A 25,222-nucleotide genomic window follows, 5' to 3' on the forward strand; every position below is an offset into this window, starting at 1 on the left:
CGCGCAACATTGGACATTCCGCGCGACCTGACCCCGCCCGCCACGTTGCCTTCGAGGCGAGGAAGAGCGCGCCGTCGGCGCCGCCATCGACAGGGAGCCTGCCATGTCCATCATCGACAAGGTCATCGGCGCGGTCACGCCGCCGGAATCCGACGAAGCCCGCGCCGAGGCCACCGCCAAGGCCCGCGCCGCGGCGACGCCCGGCGATTGGCTGTCGCTGGCTCTGGAGCATCACGGCCAGATACGCGCGGCCTTCGAGGCCGCCCGCGCGGCCAGTCCCGGCGAGAGCCGCGTGGCGGCGATGCGCGCCCTGGCCACCGTGCTCAACGGCCACAGCCTGGCCGAGGAAGTCGTCCTCTATCCGGCCCTGGCCAAGGTCGGCGAGAAGGCGCACGCCGGCATGGCCTATACCGAGCAGACCACCGCCAAGATGCAGATGGCCGAGCTGGAGCGCATCGACCCCGCCGGCGAGGCCTGGGGCGACAAGCTCGAACACATTCGCGGCGCGGTGCTGCACCACATGTTCGAGGAAGAAGGAAGCTGGTTCCTGGAGCTGAAGGAGAAGGCCGAGGATCAGGACTTCCTCAGCCGCCGCTTCTCGGAGGAATACAGGCGCTACGTCTTCGGCGTCGCGGAGAGCCCCGCCGCGCCCGCGGCCGAGAACGATCTCGAAGAGGTCGGCCGCAACGACGCCGGACCGCTTCAGCTGGGCGACCAGACGCGGGACGAGGCCGACCGTCCCGCCTTCTGATCCGGAGAAGCTATTTCGGCGTGACCCGGTAGAGCCCGCCGGACGCGTCGTCCTCCAGCATCCACAGCGCGCCGTCGGGGGCGACCTCGACGTCGCGGACGCGGAAGCCGACGTTCCAGCGTTCGGCGCCCTCCGCGCTGGCGCCCTTCACGATCACGCGGTTCAAGGTCTTGCTGCCCAGCCCGCTGATCAGGGCCGAACCCTTCCATTGCGGGAACATCTTGCCGCCGTAGAAGATCAGGTTCCCCGGCGCGATCACCGGGGTCCAGTACAGCGCCGGCTTGCGCAGATCCGGCCGCGTGTCGGGGCTGGGGATCGGCACGCCGTTGTAGTTCACCGCATAGGCGACCAGCGGCCAGCCATAGTTCTTGCCGGGCTCGATCAGGTTCAGCTCGTCGCCGCCGCGCGGGCCATGCTCGACCTCCCACAGACGCCCGTCCGGCGCGAAGGCCAGGCCATAGGGCGTCCTGTGGCCAGTGCTCCAGGTCTCGGCGGGCGTCTGGTTCGGGCCCGGAAAGGCGTAGGTCCTGACGACCGGGGCGGACTTGGCCTTCTCGGTGTCGGACGGCGGGTCGATGATCGGAACGCTGGCCGCGCCGGTCTTGCCGGCCATTGGATTGCCAGGCGCGGGCTTGCCGTCGAGAGTGAGCCGCAGGATCTTGCCCAGCGGCTGGTTCGGATCCTGGGCCGGCGTCATCCGCTGGCGCTCGCCGACGGTCAGGAACAGAAACTTGCCGTCGGGCGAAAACGCCACCTGCGCTCCGAACTGGCCGCCCTTGCCGCCCGCGCCGTCGCGCCAGATGACCTTCAGCCCGTCCAGGCTGGCGCCGTCCTTGGCCAGGGTCAGCTTGGCCCGCGCCAGGGCCAGGCCCGATCCGCCCTCGCCCGGTTCGGCATAGGTCAGATAGACGGCATGGTCCGTCGCGTAGCGCGGCGACAGATAGACCCCGAGCAGGCCGCCCTGCCCGCGCGCCGCCACCGCCGGGACATTGGCGATCTTGGTCTTCTCGCCGCCTTGCGTGACCAGCCACAGATCGCCCGGCTTCTCGGTGATCAGCATGCGGCCGTCCGGCAGGAAGGCGATGCGCCACGGCGTGTTCAGCGTCGCGACCTTGGTCAAGACGAACGGCAGGCTCGCGGGTCGCGGCGAATTCGTCCTTGGTGACGACGCCGTCGCCGTTCTGGTCCTGCTCCTTGATGAAAGTGTCCCGGTCGTGCGAAGCGGCCTGGGCCGAACCGGCCAGGGCGGCGATGCAGAGCGCGGCGAGGATCGAGCGAGTCTTCATGGGATGTCCTACCGGAGAGATTCGATGGTCAGGGCGTAGGTGAAGCTTTGACCCGGCTGTCCCGCGCCGGCGGGCGCCACGCGATAGCGGGTCTGGAGGTGATAGGCGCCGGGTCGATCGACCTTGATCGTGAAGCGGCCCCTGACGTCGCTGGCGACGGTGCTCGGCGCGGGCTTGGCGTCCGCATAGGGATCGACGGCGGCGCTGAGGGTGACGGGCTGATGGGCCAGGGGCTTGCCGTCGAACAGCACCTCGAAGACGGCGTCCCGTCCGGCGACGATCTTGCTCGGGTGGGTGATGGGGTGGAATTCCAGCCCCTTGCCGATCGGCGCCAGGGCCGCGTCGCTGGGCGCACCTTGCGTCACATAGACCTCGGCCAGGGTCAGGCTTTGCATGTCGACGGCGTCAGGCGGAGCCTTGTCGACCTCGAAGAACTTCCACTCGCCATTGACCAGCGCGGCCTTGGCCGTGCGGCCAGCGCGCTGGCCGGTGGTGATGCGGTAGGTCCCGGGCTTGTCGACCGGCGCCTCGAAGACGGCGACTTCGCTCAGATAGGTCGGGCGCAGCGGCGCGCGGGCGCCGTCGGGGCCGATCACCGCGTAGCCGTCGGACTTCATCACCACTTCGGGCGTGAAGAAGTCCTCGGTGAACGCGCCTTGCACTGTGACGACCTTGCGGTCGGTGACGTCGAAGACGGTGGGCAGCAAGTACGGCGAGTGAGCCTGGGCGGCGGGGACCGCCAGGGCCAACAGCAAGGCGCCGCCCAGCAGGCCGGCGCGAAGAGAACGGATCATCGAGCATACCCCAGTCGCCGCTCCAACCGCGGCGCCCCTCGAGATATTGCGATTAGTTCTGAGAATCAATTGCAAATAGCTTGACCGCGTCGACGGCCCTCTTTAGGCCGACGCCATCAAGTTGCGAATAAGTCGCAAAAACTATCGAGGGATATCGATGTCTCGCCTGAAGCTCGCCGCCCTGACGGCCGCCTCGACCGCCGCCCTGCTGGCCACGACCGCTCACGCCGCGGACTCCACACCGCCAGCCGACGCCGTCGAGGTCGACAAGGTGACGGTCACCGCCACCCGCTCGGAACGGACGATCTCCCAGGCGCCGGTGACCGTCAGCGTCATCTCGTCCGACGAAATCGAGGACGGCCTGGTCAAGGACATCAAGGACCTGGTCCGCGACGAGCCGGGCGTCTCGGTCCGCGCGGTGCCGGCCCGCTTCACCGCCGCCGGCGCCTCGACCGGGCGCGACGGCAACGCCGGCTTCAATATTCGAGGGCTCGAAGGCAACCGCGTGCTGATCGCCGTCGACGGCGTGCGCGTGCCGGACGGCTTCGCCTTCGGCGCCCAGTCGACCGGTCGCGGCGACTATGTCGACCTCGACATTCTGAAGTCCGTCGAGATCGTGCGCGGCCCGGCCTCGGCCCTCTACGGCGCCGACGGTCTGGCCGGCTCGGTCAGCTTTATCACCAAGGATCCGTCCGATATTCTCAAGCCTGGCCAGGGCTTCGCGGGCCGGGCCCGCGTCGGATACGCCTCGGCCGACGATAGCTGGACCGAAAGCCTGGTCCTGGCCGGTCGCTCCGACCGCTGGGAAGCGCTGGCGGCCTATACGCGCCGCGACGGCAAGGGGCGGAAGACGGCGGGGACCAACGACGCGGCCAATACCGACCGCACCACCGCCAATCCCGAGGACAACACGTCCAACGCGTTCCTGGGCAAGTTGATCTACAGTCCGAACGACCAGAACCGCTTCCGCCTGACGCTGGACCACATGGACCGTCAGGTCGACTGGACGGTCCTGTCGGCGATCGCCAAGCCGCCGCTGGCCTCGACCAGCGTCATCGGCCTGACCGCCTTCGACAAGGACAAGCGCGACCGCGTCACCCTGGACCATCGCTATGACGGCGGCGCGGGCTTGATCAGCGCGGCACGCACGTCGCTCTATTGGCAGAAGAGCACGACGCGCCAGTTCTCGGCCGAGGACCGCAACACCGCCGCCGACCGCACGCGCGACGCCACCTTCGACAACCGCGTGCTCGGCGCGGCCGTCGAGTTGCACAGCGTCTTCGAGACCGGCGCGCTGAAGCACGAAATCGTCTGGGGCGCGGACGCCTCGATCACCCGCCAGCAGGGCACGCGCGACGGGACCACGCCTCCGGTGGGTGAAACCTTCCCGGCCAAGGCCTTCCCGACCACCGACTTCACCCTGGCGGGCCTCTACGCGCAGGACGAGATCACGGCGGGCCCGGTCACGCTCTATCCGGCGGTCCGCTTCGACTATTACAGGCTTGATCCCAAGAGCGATCCGCTGTTCACGACCGCCGCCTCGGGCCAGAGCGACACCCACCTGTCGCCCAAGCTGGGCCTGGTGTGGGACGCCACCGAGCTCGTCACCCTGTTCGCCAACGCGGCGGCGGGCTTCAAGGCCCCCTCCCCCAGCCAGGTCAACACCGGCTTCGCCAACCTGGTCTCGAACTACCGGTCGATCTCGAATCCGAACCTCAAGCCCGAGACCAGCCGCACGCTGGAGGCCGGCTTCCGTCTCCACCGACCCGGCTGGCGGGTGGCGGTGACGGGCTTCACCGGCGAATACAACGACTTCATCGAGCAGGTGCAGGTCAGCGGCGCCTTCACCGCCGCCAACCCGGCCGTCTACCAATATGTGAACCTCTCGGGGGTGAAGATCAGCGGCGCCGAAGCCAAGGGCTCGGTGAACCTCGGCGCGGGCTTCACGGCGCGGGCGGCCGTCTCCTATGCTCGCGGCGCCTCGCGCGCCAACGGCGTCAATACGCCCCTGGCGTCGATCGACCCGGTCAAGCTGACGGGCGGTGTCGGCTATCGCGCCCCGTCGGGCAGGTTCGGCGGAGACCTCGGCGTGATCCACTCGGACCGCAAGTCGGCCGGGCGCGCGGGCGTGTCGTGCACGGGCGCGATCGCGGGCAGCTCGCCCTACAACTGCTTCATGCCGCCGTCGTTCACCGTCGCCGACCTGACCGCCTGGTGGGCGGTCACCAAGACCGTGACCGTGCGCGGCGGGGTCTTCAACCTGACCGACCAGAAGTACTGTTGGTGGAGCGACGCGCGCGGCCTGGCCGACAACTCCGCGGTCAAGGACGGCTACACCCAGCCCGGCCGCAACTACAGCATCTCCCTGGCGCTGAAGTTCTAACCGGCTGGGCGGCGCGCGCGGGCGGGAAGCCGCGCGCGCCGACATCCTTGCGGACAAGTCGGCCGCGCCCTGCTAGCAACGGCCGTCATCTCACCGGAGTCCGCATGCTGCGCCGTATGTACGACTGGGTCATGGGTCTGGCGGCCTCGCGCCGCGCCCCGCTCGGTCTGTTCGCCGTCTCGTTCGCCGAGAGCTCGTTCTTTCCCATCCCGCCGGACGTGATGCTGGCGCCGATGGTGCTGGCCAAGCCCGACAAGGCCTGGCGCTACGCGATCCTCTGCACGATCGCCTCGGTGCTGGGAGGCATGCTGGGCTACGCGATCGGCTATTTCCTGCGCGACTTCGGCCTCTGGATGATGGCGGCCACGGGTCACGCCGGCGGGCTGGAGCAGTTCCAGTGCTGGTACGGCAAGTACGGCGTCTGGGTGATCCTGGCCAAGGGCCTGACGCCCATTCCCTACAAGCTGGTGACCATCGCCTCGGGTCTGGCGGCGTTCAGCTTCCCGATGTTCATCGCCGCCTCGACCCTCACGCGCGGCGCGCGGTTCTTTCTGGTCGCCTTCGTCGTCAAGAAGTTCGGCCCGGCCATGATGCCGGTGATCGAGCGGCGCCTGGCCCTTTTCGCGGCGATTTTGATCGGCCTCCTTGTCATCGGCCTGGCCGCGAGCCACCTGCTGGGAGGAAGCGGACATGGTGGAGCTTGCGCCGCATGACGGATGAGACGCCGAAGGTCGCGACGCAGGGCTTTGTCGGAGTCGTCTACGACCTGGTGACCCGCGACTGGCCGCTGGTGGCGCTGCTCTCCAGCGCGCTGATGCTGGCCATCGCCCACGCCTTCGAGACCTTCGGCGGCCTGGCCCCGTGCCATCTCTGCCTGAAGGCGCGGGAGATCTACTGGATCGCCGGAACCGTGGGCCTGATCGGCGTCGTCCTGCGGCGCACGCCCTATTGGAGCCGCCTGCGCCAGCCGGTGAACCTGCTGCTGGGCGCGATCTTTCTCTACGGCGTCGGGCTGGCCGTCTATCACGCCGGGGCCGAGTGGAAGTTCTGGCCAGGCCCGCAGTCGTGCTCGGGCGTCGGCTCGGCCAGCGTCGCCAACCTGGAGGCCATGCTGAAGGGCTCGGCCAAGCTGAAGGCGCCGGCCTGCGACAAGCCGGCCTGGGTGTTCCTGGGCCTGTCGATGGCCGGCTGGAACGCCCTCGTCTCGCTGAAGTTGACCGTCTGGTCGGTCCTGTCCGGCCTGCGCAAATCGGAGACCCTGTGATGGCGCGTCCCGTTCCGCTCCGCCCCGGCCCCGGCGCCGCCCGCGCGCGGCTCAGCGAGATCCTGCGCGTCGACCAGGCAGGCGAGCTGGCGGCCGTCCATATCTACCGCGGCCAGGCGGCGGTGATGCGCGCCGCGCCCGGCCGCGAACGCATCGCCGGCCAGCTGCGGGAGATGGAGGGCCACGAGCAGGTCCACCTGACGCGCTTCAACCAGCTGCTGACCGAGCGCGGAGTGCGCCCGACCCTGATGTCCCCGATCTGGCGGGCGGCGGCCTTCGCCCTGGGCGCGGGCACCGCGCTGCTGGGCGACAAGGCCGCCCATGCCTGCACCGAGGCCGTCGAGACGGTGATCGAGAAGCACTATGCCGGCCAGATCGAGGAACTGAAGGACCGCGATCCGGAACTGGCCGCCGAGCTGTCCCAGTTCCGCGACGACGAGCTCTCCCACCGCGACATCGCCGTCGAGGAAGGCGCCCGCGAAGCGACCGCCTATCCGCTGCTGACGGCGGTTATCCAGGCCGGTTGCCGCGCCGCGATCAAGATCAGCGAGAAGATCTAGCCAGACCTTGGCGCCGCCGTCGCGCGGGCCTACCGATACGCCTCGACACGATATCGCGTTGGGGAATCGCTCTTGTCCTTTCGTTCTTTCGCCATCCGCGCGGCGTCGCTGCTCGCGCTCGCGACCGCCTCGGCCCACGCCGCCGAACCGCTGAAGACCAGCGCGCTGTCCCTGGACACCGGCGGGCCGATGCCGGTCGAGCAACAGGCGCTGGGCTTCGAGCACGCCGACCTGAAGTTCAAGATCCTGCCCGACAAGAAGGCGATCGAGGGCGAGGCGACCCTGACCTTCACCGCCAAGGCGCCGCTGGACAAGCTGGTGCTGGACTTCGACCGCGTCTTCGCGATCCGCAAGCTGACCATCGACGGCAAGGCCCTGAAGCCGACCGCCTGGACCAATCCCGAAGGCCGCATGACGATCGCCCTGCCCCGCAAGGTGGCCCAGGGCAAGCAGGTCACCGTCGCCATCACCTATGACGGGGTCCCCCTGGAGGCCAAGCGCGCGCCCTGGGACGGCGGCTTCGTCTGGAGCAAGACCGAGACCGGCGAGCCGTGGATCGCCACCGCCGTCCAGGGCGAGGGCTGCGACCTATTCTGGCCCTGCATCGACTATCCGACCGGCGAGCCGAAGCTGGTCGACCTGCACATCACTGTCCCTGCCCCGCTGGTCGCCCCGGCCAACGGCGTGTTCAAGGGCATGACCGAGAAGGACGGCTGGCGGACCTACAACTGGCAAGCCAAGAACCCGAACACCTACGCCATCGCTCTCGACGTCGGCCCCTACGAGGAGCTGACCGCCACCTACAAGAGCCGGTTCGGCGACAGCTTCCCCATGTCGTTCTGGCACCTGAAGAGCCGGACCGAGAAGGCCAAGGCCCTGTTCGCCGAGTTCGGGCCGATGCTGGACTTCTACGAGCAGATGATCGGCCCCTACCCGTTCCGCGACGAGAAGATGGGCGTGGTCGAGACGCCGCACCTGGGCATGGAGCACCAGACGATCAACGCCTACGGCAACGACTACCGCAAGGACGTCTACGGCTTCGACTGGCTGCTGCAGCACGAGTTCGCCCACGAGTGGTTCGGCAACCAGCTGACCGACCTCGACAACGACGACATGTGGCTGCACGAGGGCTATGGCAGCTACATGCAGCCGCTGTTCTCGCAGTGGCTGCACGGCGACATGGAATACATGGCGCGGCTGAACCAGATGCGCGTCGACACCCGGAACAAGTCGCCGATCGTCTCCGGCAAGCAGCTCAAGGAAGATGACGTCTATAACGGCGATCGCGGGCCGGGGAACGACATCTACTTCAAGGCGGCCAACGTGCTGCACACCTTACGCCAGCTGCTCGGCGACGAGGCCTTCTTCAAGATCACCCGCATCGCCGTCTATGGCCGCGACGACCCGAAGCCCGGCAATTTCACGACCCGTTATCTGGGCACCAAGGACTACATCAAGATCGTCAACCAGGTGACCGGCAAGGACTACGGCTGGTTCTTCGACGTCTATTTCTACGAGCCCCAGTTGCCGGACCTGATCCAGACCCGCGAGGGCGGCGATCTCGTGCTGAAATGGAAGACGCCCAAGGACAAGCCCTTCCCGATGCCGGTCGAGGTGAAGGTCGGCGACAAGCTCGTCACCGTGGCCATGGCCGACGGAACCGGCCGCGTCGCCGTTGGGGATACGGTTCCGGTGATCGTCGATCCGGCCTCGAAGATCCTGCGCCGCGCGCCCTATCTCGAACAGTACCAAGCTTGGAAGAAGGCCAAGGACGACGCCGACCGGGCCGCCGCCGAAGCCAAGAAAAAGGCGGAAGCCGCGAAGAAATAGTCCGCTAACCCCGCCTGTTTACCCGCTGGCGCGAACTTGGCGGGTACGACGGAGGCGCCTTTCGGAGTCCGCGTCGCATGCTCAAGCCCGTCCACTTCGTCGCCGCCGCGCGCCTGACCTTGCTGGGCGGTTCGTTGACGGTGGCCGTGCTGACCTTGGGCCCCTTCCAGGGGGCGGAAGCGATCTTCGGACTCAGCGACAAGGCCGCCCACGCCATCGCGTTCGGCGGCCTGCTGGCGGTGTCGTTCCTGGCCTTTCCGCGCATGCGCCGCCACGACCTCGCCGTCGCCGCCCTGGTGATGGGCGCAGCCGTGGAGGTGGCTCAGATCTTCGCGCATCGCGACGGCAACCTGCCCGATTGGTTGGCCGACGCGGCGGGGATCCTGACCGTCTACGGCGCCAGCATGATCGAGACCGTGCGGAGCCTGGCGCGGCAGCAGGGCCAACTGACGTTCGCCCAGATCGCCGCCCGGGATCGCCGTCGCGGCCGCCGCGCGGCTTTGGCGTTCGACCCCGGACGCGCGAACGGCGCGCCCAGCTTCGCCGAGCGCGCCGCGCGTCGTTTTCCGGTGGGTGCGCGGATCAGGTGATCCGCTTGACGCTGACCGGGTCGCTGCCTGGGAAGCTCTCTTCCAGGCCCTCGTCGAGCAGCGCTTCCTGACGATTTTCCGACGTCGCGACCTTCTCGGCCAGTTGGTCGTGCTTTTCGCCCGGCTCGAGCGGCTGGTCGGCCTCGCGCGCGTGGGGCGCATCGACGTGGCGATCCTCGGGCCGGACCTGCCCCTCGACGGCCGCGTCGGCGGTCGCGGCCGAGGCGCCGTGGGTGAAGTGGCGCTGCTTGTCTTGATCGGTGTCCTGTTGGTTCATGGCGGTCTCCCGTGGCCTCAGCCTCGGGAGTGAAACCCTTTGCGCCAGGCTAAGGTTGCATTCTCAAGACGTCGGGGCCGATATCCTCGGTTCCGCCGCTCCAAGCGCCGCCGAAACGAATGCAATCACCAATATGCCCAATAAGGTATATACGTTTCAGGGTTGCATTCTAGCTCAGTATACGCGATAGGGAAGCAACGCTTACCCTTGGGACAACATGACCGCCAAACCCAAGCCGACGCCGCTGAACGACACCGAGGAAGAATCGGCCGCCGGGTCAACAGGGTCCGCGCGCTTGAAAACCGGCGGCGGCGACGGCACATTCGGCGGTATGGAAGCTCGCGTCGCCAAGCTGGAAGCGCACATGGAGCACGTCTTGCAAGACGTTTCGCTCATCCGCTCTGATGTCGGAACCCTGAAGACCGATATGGCCGCGACCAAGGTCAAGATCGAGAACCTGCCGTCCAAAGAGTTCGTCGTGAAGGTCGTCGTCGGCAGCGCGACTGTTCTGGGCGCGATACAGGTGTTCGGCCCCTCGATCGCCAAGCTCTTCGGCTTGAGGTAACGCTCGCGTTCGGCGAGCGCCGTCTACGCCTCCAGTTCGATGTCCCAGTACAGATAGTCCAGCCAACTCACGTGCAGCCGGCCAGGCGGGAACTTGCGACCGCGCTCCTGCAGTTCGTGCATCGAAGGCCGGCGCGCGTTGTGGAACGGCTGCATGCCCGCCTCGCGCGGCGTGCGGCCGCCCTTGGTCAGGTTGCAGGGCGCGCAGGCGGTGACGATGTTTTCCCAGGTGGTGCGGCCGCCGCGCGAGCGCGGGATGACGTGGTCGAAGGTCAGGTCCTCGACCGAGCCGCAATACTGACAGCTGAAGCTGTCGCGCAGGAACAGGTTGAAGCGGGTGAAGGCCGGCGGGCGCTCTTGCGGGACGTACTGCTTCAGCGCCACGACGCTGGGCAGCTTCATCTCGAACGACGGCGAATGGACCACCTGGTCGTAGCTGGCCACGACGTCGACGCGATCCAGGAACACCGCCTTGATCACCTCCTGCCAAGGCCAGAGGGACAGCGGATAGTAGCTGAGCGGCCGGAAATCGGCGTTGAGCACGAGGGCCGGCATGCCCGAGGGCGGACGGGTGAGGACCTGCATCAGAATCCCCCCACGGAGCACGCGGCGAAACGCCCAGGGCTCCGGCTGATCAAAGACGCGACAGGACTGAAGACGGGCCTCCTTCCTACGCAATTCAGGGAATCGGCATTCATTCCCGAACGCAGGGAAAGCATGGGCCAAGTCCGCGACAGAACCAAGACATCTGTCGCCACCAATCAGAAAGGGGCGATCTCCCGCCGCTTCACCGCGCCGTAGCAGGCCCACAGCAGATGCGCGGCGACGCCGCGATACGGCCGCCAGAGCTCCGCGCGGCGATAGGCCTCCTTCTCGTTCGGGCGCTTGTCGGCCCGATCGACCCAGCGCATCGCCTCCTGCAAGGCGACGTCGCCGCCGGGGAATATGTCCAGGCGGCCCTGGGTGAACATCAGATAGACCTCGGCGGTCCAGCGGCCCACGCCGGTGATCGCCGTAAGCGCGGCCACGGCGTCGTCGTCGGAGAGGTCAGGCAGAGCGGCGAAGTCGCAGGCGCCGGTCAGGTGGGCCTCGGCGATGGCGCGGACATAGCGGGCCTTCGGTCGCGAGAGGCCAAGCGAGAGCAGATGGTCGGTCCCGTAGCCCATTACCGCCTCGGGCGTCATCTCGGGCAGCCCCGCCTCGACCCGCGCCCAGATGGCGGCGGCCGAGGCCACGGAGACCTGCTGCTGGACCACCATCTTCACCAGGCCCGGGAAGCCGCCCTCTCCCACCCGCCACGCGAACGGCGGGGTCACGGCCTCGAGCGCCGCCAGCGCCGGGTCGACCGCGGCGAGGTGTCGGCGGGCCTGGAGGATCGCTTCAGCGGTGGGCGGGACGAACATGAGCCGCAGGTGGGGCGCCGCTCGCGCCCTGACAATCCGGTTCTTGCTGAACTATCCGATCGCGGTGATCTCGATCTCGCCGCCCGGCGCCGGCGAGACCTCGCCGACGGCCCTGCCCAGCAGAGCGCGGGCGATCGGCGCGACATAGGACACCGTGCCCTGCGCGGGGTCCGCCTCGTCCTCGCCGACGATGCGGAAGGTCTGCACCCGGCCGTCCTCCCGCTCGAAGGTCACGCGATCGCCGAACTGAACCAGGGTGCGGTCCGGATCGCGCTCCATCAGCTGAGCCGTGGCGCGGCGCGAGGACCAGTAGCGCAGGTCGCGGGTGGCGCGCGCCATGGCCGTGCGGTCGCCATCGGCGGCGCCGCCGGCCGCCTGGGCGGCCGCATAGGCCACGCGGGCGGCGGTCAGCTCGGCCTCGATCTGGGCCAGGCCCTCGGGCGTGACCAGATTGGGATGCGGCGAGACCGGGCGATCGGGCAGATCGGCCGCGAAGGCTTCGCTGTCGCCTTCCTTGGTGAAGGCGACGCTCATCGGAAAAGGTCTCGGATCATGGGAAAGCCTGCGACGCGTACGGATGAAACGGCGTCGGAAGCCTAACGCGTCTTCGAGCCGATTAGCTCCCCGGACGCGACGGTTCAAGCGATCGGCGGGCGGCGCCCGAGAATTCGGAGCGACCGGCCCGCCGTTTCACAGCTCAATCGGTCTTACAGAACGACGCCGGCGACAGCGGCGGCGACGCCCAGGGCGATGACCAGGAAATAGCCGGCGGCCAGACGGTCGAAGGCGTTTTCGAAGGCGTTCAGGGTGCGTTGCATATCCAGTCCCTCAAGTTCGTGTCCAAGCCCCCGATGGGCCCTTAGCCCGCCAAGGCGGCGAACCAATCTGGACGGTGCTTAGATAGCAGCAATCTGAACGGCGTCAAGATCAATCTTTACAGTGCTTGGATGAAAATTTAGAAAGGTGCTGTTACAGTGAGCCCGATGAGCAACGCGACCGCCGAATCCCGCCCCTACCACCATGGCGACCTGAGCCGCGCCCTGGTCGACGCCGCCCGCAAGATCCTGGAGACGGAGGGTCCGGCGGCCCTGTCGTTGCGCGCCGTCGCTCGCGAGGCCGGGGTCAGCCCCGCCGCGCCGTATCACCATTTCAAGGATAAGGCCGAGCTCCTGGAGGCCGTCGCCCACGAGGGGTGGCACGAGTTGGACGAGGCGCTGGCCAAGGCCCGCGCCGAGACCGCCGAACCGCGCGCGCGGATGAGCAATCTGGGCGTCGCCTATGTCTGCTTCGCCCGCGATAACCCGGCCCTCTATCGGGTCATGTACGATCGCTCGCGCGACAAGGTCGCCTTGCCTGAACGCCTGAGGGAAGACGGCGCCTATTGTCAGGTGCGCGAAACCATCAACGAGAACGCCGGCGGTCATGTGAGCGACATCGACCTGGAGCTGGCCACCATCGCCGCCTGGTGCGCGGGTCACGGTCTGGCCGAGATGATCGGCTTCAAACAGTTCGCGCCGCTGAAGGCGCAGCTGGGTGGCGAGGAGGCGTTCCTGCGCGCCGTGTTCGAGCACCTGGGCATGTTCGCGAAGTTCAACCAGGGCTGAGCCTGGCGTGACCTTCGTCACCCGGTTCGCCCCTTCGCCCACGGGCCTTCTGCATCGCGGCCACGCCTTCTCGGCGCTCACGGCTTTCGCGGCCGCGCGCGAGGTCGGCGGTCGCTTCCTGCTGCGCATCGAGGACATCGACGCCACGCGCTGCCGGCCCGACTACGACGCGGCGATCGGCGAGGACCTGGCCTGGCTGGGCCTTGCCTGGGAAACGCCGGTCCGCCGACAGTCGCGGCATCTGGCCGAATACCACGCCGCCATCGAGACCCTGCGCGAGCGCGGCCTGGTCTATCGCTGCTTCAAGACGCGGAAGGAGATCGACATCGGTCGCGCGCCGCACGAGCCGGCGGCTCCCTATGTCGGCGCGCCGCTCGCCGCCGATGAGGAGGCCGAGCGCCTGGCGCGCGGCGAGCCGTTCGCCTGGCGGCTCTCGCTGGCGGCGGCGCGGGCGGCGCTGGACGGCTTCGAGGGCCTGACCTTCGTGGAAGAGGGCGCCGGCCCCGACGGCGAAACCGGCCTCATCCAGGCCCGACCCGAGACCGCCGGCGACATTGTCCTGGCGCGCAAGGACGTCGGCGTCGCCTATCACCTGGCCGTGGTGCATGACGACGCCCTGCAGGGGGTCACCCACGTGATCCGGGGGCGCGACCTCTTCGAGGCCGCCCATATCCAGCGCCTGCTACAGGCGTTGCTGGATTTGCCGACCCCGACCTATCGGCACCACGGCCTTCTGGTGGGGCCGGACGGCAAGCGCTACGCCAAGCGGGACAAGGCTCAGACGCTGCGCGAGCTGCGGACGGCGGGAGTGAGCGCGGGCGAACTGCGAGCGGAGCTCGGATTTCCTTGAAACCGGATTTCCCCGCGAAAGCGGGCACCCAAGCGGACGATCAAGGCGACCTCGGAAACACCGCTTGGATCCCCGCTTTCGCGGGGAAATCGGTGAAAGGTCAGCCCGCGCCCCCCGCCTGCTCCACCAGTTGGCCCATGGCCTTCAGATAGCGCGCGAACGCCGCCCGCCCGGCCTCCGTCAGGCGCGCGCGGGTCAGCGGCTTGCGACCGACGAAACTCTTGTCGATGGCGACATAGCCGGCCTCCTCCAGCTTGCGCAGGTGGACCGAGAGGTTGCCCTGGGTCACGTCCAGCAGGTCTTTCAGCTCGGTGAAGTCGGCGACCTCGGCCGTGGCGAGATAGGCGACGATCCCCAGCCGCACCCGGCCATGGATGACGTCGTCGAGCCCGCTGATGTCGAACGGGGGCGCCACGATGATCTCAGGACGCCGGCCGCAGGGCCTGGCGCATCATGTAGAAGCCCGGCGCGGCCATGAACGCGAACAGGCCGAAGCCGGCGATCAGCAGATAGAGGTCGGCGCGCTCGATCAGAAGGCCCATGGCCACCCCCGAGACGATCCATCCGATGGCCACCGCCAGCATCCAGATCCGCCGACGCAGCATGAAGGTCACCTGCCAGACCGCGCCCTGCAGGATGAACACCACCGCCGGATGGAACAGCCAGTAGTGGAAGTCCCCGTGACGGCCGGCGGCGGCGGCGAACACGATCACAAGCGCCAGATTGGCGATGCCGGCGGCCGAGAAGGCGGCGTTGACGGCGCGGTTTGCGACGCCGCGCCGCGCGTTCTTGCGATCGAGGATGATGACGATGGTCATCAGCACCAGAAAGACGGCGGTCGGCGCCCAGGCCATCACCGCGCCGCCGACCGCGCCAAGGCTGAACACGCCGCGTTCCTGGGCGAAATAGACCAGGGTCTGGACGCCGTAGAGCACGCCCGCCGCGCCGTATAGGGCCCCGCCGGCCACGCCCAGGCCGCCGCGCTCGGCGCCGCCCTCGGCCAAGCCGCGCAGGAAGGCCAGATCCTCTTGGACGGTCTTCAGGTCGTCGTTCATGCCAGTCCCTTTCAGCGCCGCATCATGGACGGTCACAGGATTCGTCCCAACAGCGGCGCGCGGCGCAGGGCCATGCTCGTCAACCAGCTCAGGACCACCGCGCCGCCGAACACCGCGCAGCCCTTGGCCAGGCCGCCCCAGGCTTGCGGCAACAGCAGCCAGCCCAGCCAGGCGACGAAGACATAGTGGGTCAGATACATGCCGTAGGCGTTGGCTTGCAGGCTCTTGCCCACGGCGCCGGTCCGATGGACGAAGCGCAGGAAGAAGGCCAGCGCGGCATACGACAGGGTCGCGCACGACAGGCAGAACATCACGCCGCCGACCGCGTTCAGCAACGTCAGCGACGGCGGGTGGGGCGAGAAGGCGACGATCATGGTCGCGACGACGCCGATCACCGGCAGGGTCGGCGCCAGCTGCCACAGCCACCAGCGCCTGGCGAGCTTGCCCTCGGGGTCGGTCAGCCCTTGGCCCACGCCCACCGCGCCGACGGCGACGCCGGCCAGGAAATAGACGAAATAGTGCCCAACCCGCGCGGTCTGGACCAGGAAGGGTCCGACCATCGTCCAGTGGCCGAACGGCGTGGTCATCACCAGCGGCAGATAGGTCAACAGGCTGGCCGCGACCAGGCCGACGAAGAACCGGCCGGGCTTGGCGTCCGCGCCCTGGGCAAGCCGTCCCAGATCGTCGGTGATCCCGGGAAACAGGGCGTGGACCGCCGCGATGACCGCGCCGAAGGCCAGCAACACCCACAGGAACCAGGCCGGCCCGCTGGGCCAGAACGGCAGATGGAGCCAGGCCTGGGCATAGGCGAGCGCCGACGGCGCGCCGCCGGACTGCAGCCAGGCCGGATAATAGGCCAGCGGCGCCAGCAGGCCGACGGCGAACACGAACGGGACGCCCAGCCGGATCGCCCGCGCGCGCAGGAACCCGCCCCCGCCCCTGGCCTTCAGGCCCTCCGCGACGAACAGCCCGGAGATGAAGAACATAAGCGACATGAAGAAGAGGTCGTTGACCAGGGTCAGCAGCCCCCAGCCGCCGAACTTTTGAGGGTCCACGACCGGGAAGGCCGTCCACAGGATCGGCTGGGCGTCGAACGCCTTCGGGGTCGGCGCGTACGGGTGATAGGTCAGCACCGCGTGGTGCGCGATCACCAGCAGGGTGACGAAAGCGCGCAGGGCGCCGATCGGGGCGTTCCGTTCGCCCGAGCGGGCGACGGCGGATCTTTCGGTGGCGCTGAGCGGCGCGTGCATGGGGTGTGCTCCGGCTTGGTTGCCGCAGGTATGGATCAACTAGTTTATTTTGTAAACTAGTCTCCGATGACCCTACGGCCTGAAGCGTTCGCGAGCGTGGCCGCGCGGGAGTCAGTTGACGAAGATGACCTCGGCGCGCAGGCCGGGCTTGGCGTCGGACAACGTGATCCTCGCGTCGTGCAGCTTCACGACGGCCTCGACCAAGGCCAAGCCCAGGCCGCTGCCCGGCGCCGAGCGGCTCGTTTCCAAGCGGTAGAAGCGATCAAACAGGCGAGCGTGTTCGCCCGCGGGGACCCCGGGCCCGTTGTCGACAACCCAAAGCGCCGCGGCGTCGCCGACACCACCGATTTCCACCCGAATGTCCGCGCCCTCGCCCGCGTGGCGAAGCGCGTTCTCGACGAGGTTGACCAGCATCTGGGTCAGCAGCTCGACGTCGCCCTCGATGACGGGATCGGCATCGCCCACCAGCCTGAGGGACTGGCCCGCCTCCTCCGCCGACGGCGTGAAGGCGTCCACCACCACCGCGGCCAGGTCGCGAAGCCGAACCGTACGAAAGCCCGCGCGCCGCGCCCTGCTCTCGATCTGGGAGATCCTCAGCAGCGCGGCGAAGGTCTCCAGGATGGCGTCGAGGTCGCGCAAGGCGCCGTTGATCGATTCGGCGCTTTCGCGCTCGGACGTCTGCAGGGCCTCGAGGCGTTGGCGCAGACGCGTCAGGGGCGTGCGAAGATCATGGGCGATGTCGTTGGAGACCTGTTTCAGGCTCTCCATCAATCCGCCGATGCGATCGAGCATGCGGTTGAACGTGTGGGCCAGGCGATCAATCTCGTCGCTCTCGCCGCGCGCCGGCACGCGGCGGGTCAGGTCACCGTCGATGATGGCTTCCGCCGTGCCGGAAATGGCCGACAGGCGGCGATGGACGTCGCGGCTGAAGGCCAGACCGCCCACGACACCCAAGAGCACGACGCCGATCAAGGCCGCCGCGAAACCTCGCAAGACGACGGCGTCGAGCGTCTCGATCTGTTCCTCGTCGTCCCCGACGACCAGACGATAGCCGCCGGGCAGGACCGTCGTCAGCACGCGGACCGGCTCAACCTCGCCGTCGGTTTGCGTGGCGCTGATCGTCGCCCATCCGGGGGCGGCGACGGCCCCGGAGAAGGGACCGACCAGAGCGCGGCCGTCCGGGCCGATCAGCCCATAGTCGAGCGCCCCGGGTGTTCTGTCGCGCTCGCGCAAGGCGTCCAGCCCGCCCTGAAGACCCTCCGTCGCGAACTCCTGCTTGAGCGCGGCCGCCTCCGAGCGGATGCGCGTTTCGAACTGCTCCAACAGAGCCGCGCGTGTGCTGTAGAGCGTGAGAACGCCGAGCAGCACCACCGAAAGCGCGAAACCGGCGGTGTAGACGATCGCGAGGCGAAGACTGGTGGAGCGGAACACTAGTCGGGCTCGCGCAGACAATAGCCCGCCCCCCGTATCGTGTGGATCAGTTCCTGGTCGTGGTTCCGATCAACCTTGCCCCGCAGCCGGCTCATATGGCTCTCGACGATGTTGGTGCGGGGGTCGAAGTGGAATCCCCAGACGCTCTCCAGAAGCATGGTGCGCGTGACCACCCGGCCAGCGTTGCGCATCAGGTATTCCAGCAGCTGATATTCGCGCGGCTGCAGGTCGATGCGCCGGCTCGCGCGAGTGACGGACCGCTTCAGCAGATCCAGGCGGAGGTCCGCGACCTGCAGAGCCAGGACGACGTCTTGCGGCGGCGGCCGGCGCGCCAGCGCGTTCACGCGCGCCAGCAACTCGGCGAACGCAAACGGCTTGACCAGATAGTCGTCGCCGCCGGCTTCCAGCCCCTCGACCCGATCGTCTATGCCGCCGAGGGCGGTCAGCAGAAGCACAGGCGTCTTGACGCCCGCCGACCGGATGGTCCGCAGGATGGCCAGACCATCGATCTGCGGCAGCATGCGGTCGAGCACGATAACGTCATAAGGCTCCCCGGCGGCCAGCATCAGGCCCGACCGGCCATCGGCGGCATGGTCCAGGGTATGACCCACTTCGGACAAGGCGCGCCGCAAATAGGCGGCGGCTTCCTTGTCGTCCTCGACCAGCAGAATCTTCATGCCGGTATCGTGCTCTCCCGCCGCGCGTCAGTCTTTGTCGTTATCGAGTCCGTTCTCGAGCACCTTACCGTCCGCCGCGTCGACCCCGACCTCGTACTTCTTGCCGTCGGCGCCCACCACGTCGAAGGTGTAGCGCAGCCCGCTGCCGCCCTTTTCCTTCTCCAGTTCGCGATCCTTGATCGTTCCGGGGCGAGCCTTCAAGGCGATGGCCTCGGCTTGCTCCATCGACACCTTCGCCAATTTCGCGAGCTCGTGGCCGGCATAGGGCTTGCCCCCTTGGGCCAGCGCCGGCGTGACGCCCAAAGCGAGCGCGGCGGCCAGAATCAACTTCTTCATGTGGCGTCTCTCTCAAATCGCGACCCCTCGGGAGGCCGCTGGCCTGACCGGTATCGGCGACCTCGCCTTCGCGGGCGATGACCATGACATTACCGATTCCCAACCGAGCGCCTCGCGATCGGCATGCGGAGAAGTCCCGCGAGGCCGACAGGCGCTATCGCGTCCAGTATCGATACCGATAGGCCGCCTCGAACCCTTCGTCGGCGTACAGCGCGATCGCCGGGGCGTTGTCGTCCTCGACCTGCAGCCAGGCGCGGGCGGCGCCCAGGGTCGCGGCCTCGGCCAGAAGGGCGCGGAGCACGCGGCGGGCCAGGCCTCGGCGGCGATGGTTCGGGGACGTACGCATGCCGAAGACGCCGACATGGCCGCCGCCGATCGCGCTGGCGCCGATGGCGGCCGGGACGCCATTGATGTCCAATCGCGCGAAGCGGGCCGGCGCCGGAATGCGCGCCAGGGCCTCCAGGCGCTCACGGCCGTCCTCGGGATCGCCGGCCGTGGCGGTGAACACCGTCTCGAAGGTCGCGTCGGGCGCGGCGGTCAGGCGCACGGCGGCGTCCCCTTCTCCGCCCGTGGGCCCCAGCATGACGAGCGTTTCCTTGGCCGGGGCGTAACCGCGCGCGGCCAGGCGCTCGGGCAGATTGACCGGCGCGGTCACCCCATCCGTCAACTTGAAGCGCGCCGGCAGGCTCCGCGCGGCGAACCACGCCTCGACCGCTTCGAGCGCCGCTTCGGGGTCCCGATCGGGCGCGTCCAGCGGCCAGCAGGCGTTGATCCGCAGAGACCGGCCGGAGGACGCGTTCAGCCGCCAGCCGCCCAGCCGCGCCCGTTCCCGAGCCGGCCAGGCGTCGTCGGCCAGGGCCTCGAGCGTGGCGGCGTCGATCACTTCTCGGCCAGCAGCTTCTCGACCAGACCCCGCGCCTCGGGACTGGACCAGTCGGCCGGGCCGCTCAGGCGCGCGCGCTCGCGACCCTGCTTGTCGTAGATCACCGTGGTCGGGAATCCGCCGGCCTTGGGCTCCAGCGAGAACGACATCTTGTACGACGGGTCACGCCAGGTCTTCAGCGGCGCGTTGGCCGCCATCTCCTCGTTGACCAGGTTCAGGTCGCCGTCGCGGTCGACGCTGATCGGCAGTACGGTGACCGGCTGGGTGGCGTAGGCGGCCTGCAGCTTGGCCAGCGTCGGCATCTCGGCCTTGCACGGCGCGCACCAGGTGGCCCAAAGGTTCATGACCACCACGCGCCCCTTGAAGTCGGCCAGGGTCGCGGACTTGCCGTCGAGGCTCGTGAAGGCGGTGTCCGGCGCCGGGCGCGGCGTGGCGGGCACGTCGAGCTTTTCCAGCGTGCCCTTCTTGAATTCTCGCAGATCGGCGGGGCCAGAGGGTTTGAACGAAGCCGATGCGATGACGTATAGAACCGCCGCCACGCCGACGAGGATGACGCCCGCAAGCAGCATCCTCAGCGGACCGCGCTTCTTGGCACCCGCTTCCGATTGGACTTCGCTCATATGACCGACAACGCCTCCGATACGCCCAAGGCCGGTATGGGCCAGGGCCAAGCCATGTGGGGCGGTCGGTTCTCGGCCAAGCCGGCGGAACTGATGCAGGCGATCAACGTCTCCATCGGCTTCGACAAGCGCCTGTGGGCGCAGGACCTGGCGGGCTCCCGCGCCCACGCGCGGATGTTGATGAACCAGGGCGTGATTTCAAGCAGCGACGGCGAGGAAATCCTCGGCGGCCTCGCCCGGATCGAGGACGAGATCGCCACCGGGACCTTCCCGTTCCGCGACGAGTACGAAGACATCCACATGAATGTCGAGGCTCGCCTGCGCGAGCTGATCGGCGCCACCGCCGGCCGGCTGCACACCGCGCGCTCGCGCAACGATCAGGTGGCCGTTGACTTCCGCCTGTGGGTGCGGGACGCCTGCGACCGCTCGGCCGCCCAGCTGGAAGCGCTGCAAAAGGCGCTGCTGGCCCAGGCCGAGGCCCACGCAGACGCCCTGATGCCCGGCTTCACCCACCTGCAGCCGGCCCAGCCGGTGACGTTCGGCCACCACCTGATGGCCTATGTCGAGATGTTCGGCCGCGACGCCGGCCGCTTCCGCGACGCGCGCGCCCGGATGAACGAATGCCCGCTGGGCGCGGCCGCCCTTGCCGGCTCGCCGTTCCCGATCGACCGTCACCAGACCGCCGCGGCCCTGGGCTTCGACCGGCCGACCGCCAACTCGCTGGACAGCGTCTCGGCCCGCGACTTCGCGCTGGAGGCCCTGTCGGCCGCCGCGATCACCGCCACGCACCTGTCGCGCCTGGCCGAGGAGATCGTGCTGTGGACGACCCCGATGTTCGGCTTCATCAAGCTGACCGACGCCTTCACGACCGGCAGCTCGATCATGCCGCAGAAGAAGAACCCCGACGCGGCCGAGCTGATCCGCGCCAAGGTCGGGCGCATTCTCGGTTCGCTGACCACCCTGACCGTCGTGATGAAGGGCCTGCCGCTGGCCTATTCGAAGGACATGCAGGAGGACAAGGTCCCCACCTTCGAGGCCTTCGACGCGCTCGAACTGAGCCTGCTGGCCATGGCCGGCATGGTCTCGGACCTGACGCCGAACACCGAAACCATGGCCAAGGCCGCCGGCGCGGGCTTCTCGACGGCCACCGACTTGGCCGATTGGCTGGTGCGGACGCTGAACATGCCTTTCCGCGACGCGCACCACGTGACAGGCTCGGCTGTAAAGATGGCCGAGGGCCTGGGCGTCGACCTGGCGGATCTTTCGCTGGAGCAGTTCCAGGCGATCGAGCCGCGCATCACCCAGGACGTCTACGCCGTCCTGACCCCGGCCGCCTCGGCGGCCAGCCGCATGAGCTATGGCGGGACCGCCCCCGCCCAGGTCCGCGCCCAGATCGCGCGTTGGAAGGAAGTGCTCGCATGACTCCCCCGAAGAACAAGACCGGGCGTCCCGTCACCCTGCTGATTCTGGCGGCCCTGGCCGTCTCGGCCGCGGCCTGCGGCAAGCAAGGCCCTCTGGAGCGCCCCGCCCCGCTGTGGGACGCCCAGAAGAAGGCCGCCTGGGCCGCCGAGCGTCGCGCGGCGTCCGCTCAGGCCAACCAGCCCGCCCGGGCGGGCGGCGACCAGGAGATCCGCGACCCGGCCTCCAGCAGCCGCACGATCAAGCAGGCGCCGATCGCGGGCACCAACAACCCCTTCAGCGGCCCGACCGGCAAGGGCTTCCCGAGCTCTCCGAACTAGGACCGTCCGTTGAACCATTTCGAGTACGGCCCGGAAGGGCTGGCCTGCGAGGGCGCGCCGCTGGCGAGGATCGCCGCCGAGGTCGGCACGCCGGTCTATGTCTATTCCCGCGCCACGCTGGCGCGGCACTTCACCGTGTTCCGCGACGCCCTGGTCGCCGCCGGGATCGTCGATCCGCTGGTCGCCTACGCGGTGAAGGCCAATTCGAATGTCGCGGTGCTGAAGGTGCTGGGCGACCTGGGCGCAGGGGCCGACACCGTCTCGGAAGGCGAGGTCCGCCGCGCGCTGGCCGCGGGCATTCCGGCCGAGCGCATCGTCTTCTCCGGCGTCGGCAAGACCCGGCGGGAGATCGAATTCGCGCTGAGGGCCGGCGTGGCCGAAATCAATGTCGAGTCCGAGCCGGAGCTGGACCTGATCGCGCGCGTGGCCGGCGCGCTTGGCCTGCGCGCCAAGGTCGCCTTCCGGGTCAATCCGGACGTCGCGGCCGGCGGCCACGCCAAGATCGCCACCGGCAAGTCCGAGAACAAGTTCGGCGTCTCTTTCGCCGAGGCCGCGCGGCTCTACGCCAACGCCAGCAACAACGCCAATCTCGAGCCCGTCGGCGTCGCCTGCCACATCGGCAGCCAGATCACCGACCTGGCCCCCATGCGCGCGGCGTTCGCCAAGATGCGGGGTCTGGTCGAGCAGCTGCTGGCCGAAGGCCTGTCGGTCGAGCGCCTGGATCTGGGCGGCGGCCTCGGCGTGCCCTATTTCAACAACCCCGAACCGCCCTCGCCCGCCGATTTCGCGGCCATGGTCGGCGAGGTGACCAAGGGCCTGCCGGTGAAACTGGCGTTCGAGCCCGGCCGCGTGATCGCCGCCAACGCCGGCGTTCTGGTCTCCGAGGTCATCCACGTGCACGAGCGCCCGGAAGGCCGGAAGTTCCTGGTCCTGGACGCGGCGATGAACGACCTCGTCCGCCCGGCGATGTACGACGCCTTCCACGACATCCGCCCTGTGATCCCCCGGACCGGCGAGGCCGTCTACGACGTCGTGGGCCCGGTCTGCGAGACCGGCGACACCTTCACCCGCGACCGCGTGCTGCCGCCGTTCGCCGCCGGCGATCTGGTGGCCTTCATGTCCGCCGGAGCCTACGGCGCGGCGATGGCCAGCGAGTACAATACGCGCCCGCTGGTCCCGGAAGTCCTGGTCGACGGCGACCGCTACGCGGTGATCCGCCAGCGTCCGACCTACGACGAGATCCTGGCGCGGGATGTGATACCCGAGTGGATCTAGGTATTCATCCCTAGATTTCTTTACTTTTGACGGCCACTTTTTACATCTGCACCTGAGCGATCGTGACCAGTCATTAACCGTTAAAGTCGATCCTCCCTGCGTCCAGCGGTGCGGGGGGTGACGTGCGTAACTTCGTCGAATTCGAAAGCATCGAGCAGCAACGCCGCGTCGGCGGCCAGCTGGTCCTGGCCTGCGTGGCGGCGATGATGCTGATCGCGCCGGCGGCGGGCCTGTTCACGGGCCGACCGCTCCTGCCGCTGGCCGGAGGCTCGGCGGTGTTGGCGGCCCTGGCCTGGGGCGGCTGGGCCGTCTGGCGCGACAGCGCCGCCCAGCGCCTCTCGACCGCCCTGATGCTGGTGGGCCAGGTCAGCCTGTTCATCTCCGCCTTTTCCGGCCACGCCTTTCAGGCCGACGCCCGCATGGCCTATCTGGCCGCCCTTGCCCTGCTGGTGGCCTATGGCGATTGGCGAGCCGTCGCCGTCGGCGCTGTCGGCGTCGTCGTCGTGGACGCCACGGCCGCCCTCGTCGCGCCGGGCCTGCTGCTTCCGGGCAAGATCAGCCTGTTGCGCCTGGCGATGAACGCCGGGGTCACCCTGGCCACCGCCTGGTCGCTGATCTGGCTGACCGCCGGCGTCTCGCGCCTCTTCGTCACCGTCAACGCGCGCACCGACAAGGCGCTGGACGCCGCGGCCCGCGCCGACGCGGCCAACGCCGAGGCCGAGGCCCAGCGGGCCGCGCGCGACAGCGCCAACGCCGAACAGGCCAAGCTGAAGGCCGCCCTGGAAGCCGAACAGACCCATGTCGTGGAGGAATTGGCCGAGGCCCTCGCCCATCTGTCGCGCGGCGACCTGACCTGGCGGCTGCGGCAGCCCTTCGCCGCCCGCTACGAGGGCCTGCGCGAGGACTTCAACGAGGCGCTCGGTAGGCTGCAGGCGGCCATGCGCGAGATCGCCGGCAACGCCTCGAGCATGACCGCCGGGGTCACCGACATGTCGCGGGCCTCGGACGAGCTCGCCCGCCGCACCGAACACCAGGCCGCCAGCCTGATCCAGATCGCCGCCACCCTCGATGAGATCACCGCGGCGGTCCAGAACACCGCCGAGAGCGCCAAACAGGCCAATTCCGCCGCGCACGGCGCCCGCGAGGAGGCCGAACGCTCGGATCCCGTCGTCAGCGAGGCGGTCGAGGCCATGACGCGGATCGAGACCTCGTCCGGTCAGATCGGCATGATCATCGGCGTCATCGACGAGATCGCGTTCCAGACCAACCTGCTGGCCTTGAACGCCGGCGTGGAGGCCGCCCGGGCCGGCGAGGCCGGGCGTGGCTTCGCGGTCGTGGCCCAGGAAGTGCGCGCCCTGGCGCAGCGCTCGGCCAATGCGGCCCAGGAGATCAAGACGCTGATCACCGTCTCGGGCGACCAGGTCGCCGCCGGCGTCGAGCGCGTCGGCCGCACCCGCGAGGCCCTCGGCCGCATCGTCGCGCGCGTGGCCGAGATCGACGCCCAGGTGAAGGCCATCGCCGCCTCGGCGCACGAGCAGGCCACCAGCTTGCGCGAGATGAACACGACGATGGGCCAGCTGGATCAGGTGGTGCAGCAGAACGCGGCCATGGTCGAGGAGACCACCGCCGCAGCGCACGCCCTGCACTCGGAATCCAAGGAACTGGTCAACCGGGTCAACCTGTTCGACATCGGCGACAATACGCCGTCGGCCGCCCGAAGGGCCGCCTAGGGCGTGCTAGCCGAAAGTGTGGGCGGTTTCGGCGGCTAGCACGCTCTAAAGGTTTGAAATCGAGCCTGTT

General features: G+C 68.7%; 29 protein-coding genes. 14 read left to right on the forward strand and 15 right to left on the reverse strand.

What is annotated here, in order from left to right:
- The first annotated feature begins 103 nt into the window (after window positions 1–103).
- Window positions 104–751, forward strand: a complete 648-nt coding sequence (locus tag Q0V34_RS00915) for a hemerythrin domain-containing protein (RefSeq protein WP_297506549.1) — start codon at window positions 104–106, stop codon at window positions 749–751.
- Window positions 752–761: 10 nt separating this feature from the next.
- Here Q0V34_RS00915 and Q0V34_RS00920 read toward each other — a convergent pair whose 3' ends face one another.
- Window positions 762–1,871, reverse strand: coding sequence for a PQQ-dependent sugar dehydrogenase (locus Q0V34_RS00920; RefSeq protein WP_297506551.1), 1,110 nt, complete (start codon window positions 1,869–1,871; stop codon window positions 762–764).
- Window positions 1,872–2,045: 174 nt separating this feature from the next.
- Entirely contained in the window at window positions 2,046–2,831 is a 786-nt protein-coding gene (locus Q0V34_RS00925; protein ID WP_297506553.1) for a DUF4198 domain-containing protein, read from the reverse strand.
- Window positions 2,832–2,988: 157 nt separating this feature from the next.
- Here Q0V34_RS00925 and Q0V34_RS00930 point away from each other — a divergent pair, with 157 nt between their 5' ends.
- The 6 genes from Q0V34_RS00930 to Q0V34_RS00955 all read left to right on the forward strand — a co-directional run bounded on the left by Q0V34_RS00930 (window position 2,989) and on the right by Q0V34_RS00955 (window position 9,458).
- Window positions 2,989–5,214 carry a TonB-dependent hemoglobin/transferrin/lactoferrin family receptor gene (locus Q0V34_RS00930; protein ID WP_297506555.1) on the forward strand — a complete coding sequence of 742 codons (2,226 nt, stop codon included), beginning with the start codon at window positions 2,989–2,991 and terminating at the stop codon, window positions 5,212–5,214.
- Between the two features lie 104 nt (window positions 5,215–5,318).
- Window positions 5,319–5,927, forward strand: coding sequence for a YqaA family protein (locus Q0V34_RS00935; protein WP_297506557.1), 609 nt, complete (start codon window positions 5,319–5,321; stop codon window positions 5,925–5,927).
- Window positions 5,924–6,478 carry a disulfide bond formation protein B gene (locus Q0V34_RS00940; protein WP_367272018.1) on the forward strand — a complete coding sequence of 185 codons (555 nt, stop codon included), beginning with the start codon at window positions 5,924–5,926 and terminating at the stop codon, window positions 6,476–6,478. The genes Q0V34_RS00935 and Q0V34_RS00940 overlap by 4 nt, the downstream gene beginning before the upstream one ends.
- Window positions 6,478–7,038 carry a demethoxyubiquinone hydroxylase family protein gene (locus Q0V34_RS00945; RefSeq protein ID WP_297506559.1) on the forward strand — a complete coding sequence of 187 codons (561 nt, stop codon included), beginning with the start codon at window positions 6,478–6,480 and terminating at the stop codon, window positions 7,036–7,038. Before Q0V34_RS00940 ends, Q0V34_RS00945 begins: the two co-directional genes overlap by 1 nt.
- A 72-nt stretch (window positions 7,039–7,110) precedes the next feature.
- The gene (locus Q0V34_RS00950) at window positions 7,111–8,868 is read left to right on the forward strand and encodes a M1 family metallopeptidase (RefSeq protein ID WP_297506561.1); all 1,758 of its coding nucleotides are present in this window, start codon (window positions 7,111–7,113) and stop codon (window positions 8,866–8,868) included.
- A gap of 77 nt (window positions 8,869–8,945) precedes the next feature.
- On the forward strand, window positions 8,946–9,458 hold the full coding sequence (locus tag Q0V34_RS00955; protein ID WP_297506563.1) for a VanZ family protein: 513 nt from the start codon (window positions 8,946–8,948) through the stop codon (window positions 9,456–9,458).
- Here Q0V34_RS00955 and Q0V34_RS00960 read toward each other — a convergent pair.
- The gene (locus Q0V34_RS00960; protein ID WP_297506564.1) at window positions 9,451–9,735 is read right to left on the reverse strand and encodes a hypothetical protein; all 285 of its coding nucleotides are present in this window, start codon (window positions 9,733–9,735) and stop codon (window positions 9,451–9,453) included. The two genes, Q0V34_RS00955 and Q0V34_RS00960, sit on opposite strands and share 8 nt — an antisense overlap.
- A gap of 217 nt (window positions 9,736–9,952) precedes the next feature.
- On the opposite strand from Q0V34_RS00960, the gene Q0V34_RS00965 reads away from it, so the two are divergent.
- A complete protein-coding gene (locus tag Q0V34_RS00965; RefSeq protein ID WP_297506566.1) occupies window positions 9,953–10,300 on the forward strand; it encodes a hypothetical protein in 348 nt (115 codons plus the stop codon).
- 23 nt (window positions 10,301–10,323) lie between these two features.
- Here the strand turns inward: Q0V34_RS00965 and Q0V34_RS00970 are convergent, their stop codons facing one another.
- The 4 genes from Q0V34_RS00970 to Q0V34_RS00985 all read right to left on the reverse strand — a co-directional run bounded on the left by Q0V34_RS00970 (window position 10,324) and on the right by Q0V34_RS00985 (window position 12,520).
- Window positions 10,324–10,887: an HNH endonuclease gene (locus Q0V34_RS00970; RefSeq protein ID WP_297506976.1), complete on the reverse strand. Its 564-nt coding sequence runs from the start codon at window positions 10,885–10,887 to the stop codon at window positions 10,324–10,326.
- A 173-nt stretch (window positions 10,888–11,060) separates the two neighbouring features.
- The gene (locus tag Q0V34_RS00975) at window positions 11,061–11,702 is read right to left on the reverse strand and encodes a DNA-3-methyladenine glycosylase (RefSeq protein WP_297506568.1); all 642 of its coding nucleotides are present in this window, start codon (window positions 11,700–11,702) and stop codon (window positions 11,061–11,063) included.
- 51 nt (window positions 11,703–11,753) lie between these two features.
- Window positions 11,754–12,236: a transcription elongation factor GreA gene (gene greA, locus Q0V34_RS00980; RefSeq protein WP_297506570.1), complete on the reverse strand. Its 483-nt coding sequence runs from the start codon at window positions 12,234–12,236 to the stop codon at window positions 11,754–11,756.
- A gap of 173 nt (window positions 12,237–12,409) precedes the next feature.
- Window positions 12,410–12,520 (reverse strand): hypothetical protein, encoded by a 111-nt coding sequence (locus Q0V34_RS00985; protein WP_082009412.1) that lies wholly within the window; start codon window positions 12,518–12,520, stop codon window positions 12,410–12,412.
- A 165-nt stretch (window positions 12,521–12,685) separates the two neighbouring features.
- Between Q0V34_RS00985 and Q0V34_RS00990 the strand changes: the two genes are divergently transcribed.
- Window positions 12,686–13,306, forward strand: coding sequence for a TetR/AcrR family transcriptional regulator (locus tag Q0V34_RS00990; RefSeq protein WP_297506574.1), 621 nt, complete (start codon window positions 12,686–12,688; stop codon window positions 13,304–13,306).
- Between the two features lie 7 nt (window positions 13,307–13,313).
- Window positions 13,314–14,156 (forward strand): tRNA glutamyl-Q(34) synthetase GluQRS, encoded by an 843-nt coding sequence (gene gluQRS / locus Q0V34_RS00995; RefSeq protein ID WP_297506576.1) that lies wholly within the window; start codon window positions 13,314–13,316, stop codon window positions 14,154–14,156.
- Between the two features lie 100 nt (window positions 14,157–14,256).
- On the opposite strand, the gene Q0V34_RS01000 is transcribed toward gluQRS, so the two are convergent.
- The 8 genes from Q0V34_RS01000 to Q0V34_RS01035 all read right to left on the reverse strand — a co-directional run bounded on the left by Q0V34_RS01000 (window position 14,257) and on the right by Q0V34_RS01035 (window position 20,408).
- Window positions 14,257–14,571: a transcriptional regulator gene (locus tag Q0V34_RS01000; RefSeq protein ID WP_297506578.1), complete on the reverse strand. Its 315-nt coding sequence runs from the start codon at window positions 14,569–14,571 to the stop codon at window positions 14,257–14,259.
- Window positions 14,572–14,578: 7 nt separating this feature from the next.
- A complete protein-coding gene (locus tag Q0V34_RS01005; protein ID WP_297506978.1) occupies window positions 14,579–15,226 on the reverse strand; it encodes a hypothetical protein in 648 nt (215 codons plus the stop codon).
- 17 nt (window positions 15,227–15,243) lie between these two features.
- Window positions 15,244–16,461, reverse strand: a complete 1,218-nt coding sequence (locus tag Q0V34_RS01010; RefSeq protein WP_297506580.1) for an acyltransferase — start codon at window positions 16,459–16,461, stop codon at window positions 15,244–15,246.
- A 111-nt stretch (window positions 16,462–16,572) separates the two neighbouring features.
- On the reverse strand, window positions 16,573–17,892 hold the full coding sequence (locus tag Q0V34_RS01015) for a HAMP domain-containing sensor histidine kinase (protein WP_297506582.1): 1,320 nt from the start codon (window positions 17,890–17,892) through the stop codon (window positions 16,573–16,575).
- Window positions 17,892–18,569, reverse strand: a complete 678-nt coding sequence (locus tag Q0V34_RS01020) for a response regulator transcription factor (RefSeq protein ID WP_297506584.1) — start codon at window positions 18,567–18,569, stop codon at window positions 17,892–17,894. Before Q0V34_RS01020 ends, Q0V34_RS01015 begins: the two co-directional genes overlap by 1 nt.
- 27 nt (window positions 18,570–18,596) lie before the next feature.
- Window positions 18,597–18,905: a PepSY domain-containing protein gene (locus Q0V34_RS01025; RefSeq protein ID WP_297506586.1), complete on the reverse strand. Its 309-nt coding sequence runs from the start codon at window positions 18,903–18,905 to the stop codon at window positions 18,597–18,599.
- Between the two features lie 154 nt (window positions 18,906–19,059).
- Window positions 19,060–19,788: a GNAT family N-acetyltransferase gene (locus Q0V34_RS01030; RefSeq protein ID WP_297506589.1), complete on the reverse strand. Its 729-nt coding sequence runs from the start codon at window positions 19,786–19,788 to the stop codon at window positions 19,060–19,062.
- A complete protein-coding gene (locus Q0V34_RS01035; RefSeq protein WP_297506592.1) occupies window positions 19,785–20,408 on the reverse strand; it encodes a TlpA disulfide reductase family protein in 624 nt (207 codons plus the stop codon). Before Q0V34_RS01035 ends, Q0V34_RS01030 begins: the two co-directional genes overlap by 4 nt.
- On the opposite strand from Q0V34_RS01035, the gene argH reads away from it, so the two are divergent.
- From argH to Q0V34_RS01055, 4 genes are all read left to right on the forward strand, one after another.
- Window positions 20,409–21,830, forward strand: coding sequence for an argininosuccinate lyase (argH, locus tag Q0V34_RS01040; protein WP_297506594.1), 1,422 nt, complete (start codon window positions 20,409–20,411; stop codon window positions 21,828–21,830).
- Window positions 21,827–22,147 carry a hypothetical protein gene (locus tag Q0V34_RS01045; protein WP_297506596.1) on the forward strand — a complete coding sequence of 107 codons (321 nt, stop codon included), beginning with the start codon at window positions 21,827–21,829 and terminating at the stop codon, window positions 22,145–22,147. The genes argH and Q0V34_RS01045 overlap by 4 nt, the downstream gene beginning before the upstream one ends.
- 9 nt (window positions 22,148–22,156) lie before the next feature.
- Window positions 22,157–23,422: a diaminopimelate decarboxylase gene (lysA, locus tag Q0V34_RS01050; RefSeq protein WP_297506599.1), complete on the forward strand. Its 1,266-nt coding sequence runs from the start codon at window positions 22,157–22,159 to the stop codon at window positions 23,420–23,422.
- Between the two features lie 122 nt (window positions 23,423–23,544).
- Window positions 23,545–25,152, forward strand: coding sequence for a methyl-accepting chemotaxis protein (locus Q0V34_RS01055; RefSeq protein WP_297506601.1), 1,608 nt, complete (start codon window positions 23,545–23,547; stop codon window positions 25,150–25,152).
- The last annotated feature ends 70 nt before the right edge of the window (window positions 25,153–25,222 follow it).

Origin of the sequence: uncultured Caulobacter sp. (assembly GCF_947036865.1) — a bacterium.
Classification (GTDB): domain Bacteria; phylum Pseudomonadota; class Alphaproteobacteria; order Caulobacterales; family Caulobacteraceae; genus Caulobacter.

Bases quoted from the DNA above. Each gene is read 5' to 3' on its own strand.
- argH (WP_297506594.1), top strand. From the start codon at position 20,409: ATGACCGACAACGCCTCCGATACGCCCAAGGCCGGTATGGGCCAGGGC.
- Q0V34_RS00930 (WP_297506555.1), top strand. From the start codon at position 2,989: ATGTCTCGCCTGAAGCTCGCCGCCCTGACGGCCGCCTCGACCGCCGCC.
- Q0V34_RS01035 (WP_297506592.1), bottom strand. From the start codon at position 20,408: ATGAGCGAAGTCCAATCGGAAGCGGGTGCCAAGAAGCGCGGTCCGCTG.
- Q0V34_RS01010 (WP_297506580.1), bottom strand. From the start codon at position 16,461: ATGCACGCGCCGCTCAGCGCCACCGAAAGATCCGCCGTCGCCCGCTCG.
- Q0V34_RS01025 (WP_297506586.1), bottom strand. From the start codon at position 18,905: ATGAAGAAGTTGATTCTGGCCGCCGCGCTCGCTTTGGGCGTCACGCCG.
- greA (WP_297506570.1), bottom strand. From the start codon at position 12,236: ATGAGCGTCGCCTTCACCAAGGAAGGCGACAGCGAAGCCTTCGCGGCC.
- Q0V34_RS01045 (WP_297506596.1), top strand. From the start codon at position 21,827: ATGACTCCCCCGAAGAACAAGACCGGGCGTCCCGTCACCCTGCTGATT.
- Q0V34_RS00915 (WP_297506549.1), top strand. From the start codon at position 104: ATGTCCATCATCGACAAGGTCATCGGCGCGGTCACGCCGCCGGAATCC.
- Q0V34_RS00990 (WP_297506574.1), top strand. From the start codon at position 12,686: ATGAGCAACGCGACCGCCGAATCCCGCCCCTACCACCATGGCGACCTG.
- Q0V34_RS00960 (WP_297506564.1), bottom strand. From the start codon at position 9,735: ATGAACCAACAGGACACCGATCAAGACAAGCAGCGCCACTTCACCCAC.
- Q0V34_RS01020 (WP_297506584.1), bottom strand. From the start codon at position 18,569: ATGAAGATTCTGCTGGTCGAGGACGACAAGGAAGCCGCCGCCTATTTG.
- Q0V34_RS00955 (WP_297506563.1), top strand. From the start codon at position 8,946: ATGCTCAAGCCCGTCCACTTCGTCGCCGCCGCGCGCCTGACCTTGCTG.
- Q0V34_RS00935 (WP_297506557.1), top strand. From the start codon at position 5,319: ATGCTGCGCCGTATGTACGACTGGGTCATGGGTCTGGCGGCCTCGCGC.
- Q0V34_RS00940 (WP_367272018.1), top strand. From the start codon at position 5,924: ATGACGGATGAGACGCCGAAGGTCGCGACGCAGGGCTTTGTCGGAGTC.
- Q0V34_RS00945 (WP_297506559.1), top strand. From the start codon at position 6,478: ATGGCGCGTCCCGTTCCGCTCCGCCCCGGCCCCGGCGCCGCCCGCGCG.
- Q0V34_RS00975 (WP_297506568.1), bottom strand. From the start codon at position 11,702: ATGTTCGTCCCGCCCACCGCTGAAGCGATCCTCCAGGCCCGCCGACAC.
- Q0V34_RS00925 (WP_297506553.1), bottom strand. From the start codon at position 2,831: ATGATCCGTTCTCTTCGCGCCGGCCTGCTGGGCGGCGCCTTGCTGTTG.
- Q0V34_RS00965 (WP_297506566.1), top strand. From the start codon at position 9,953: ATGACCGCCAAACCCAAGCCGACGCCGCTGAACGACACCGAGGAAGAA.
- Q0V34_RS00985 (WP_082009412.1), bottom strand. From the start codon at position 12,520: ATGCAACGCACCCTGAACGCCTTCGAAAACGCCTTCGACCGTCTGGCC.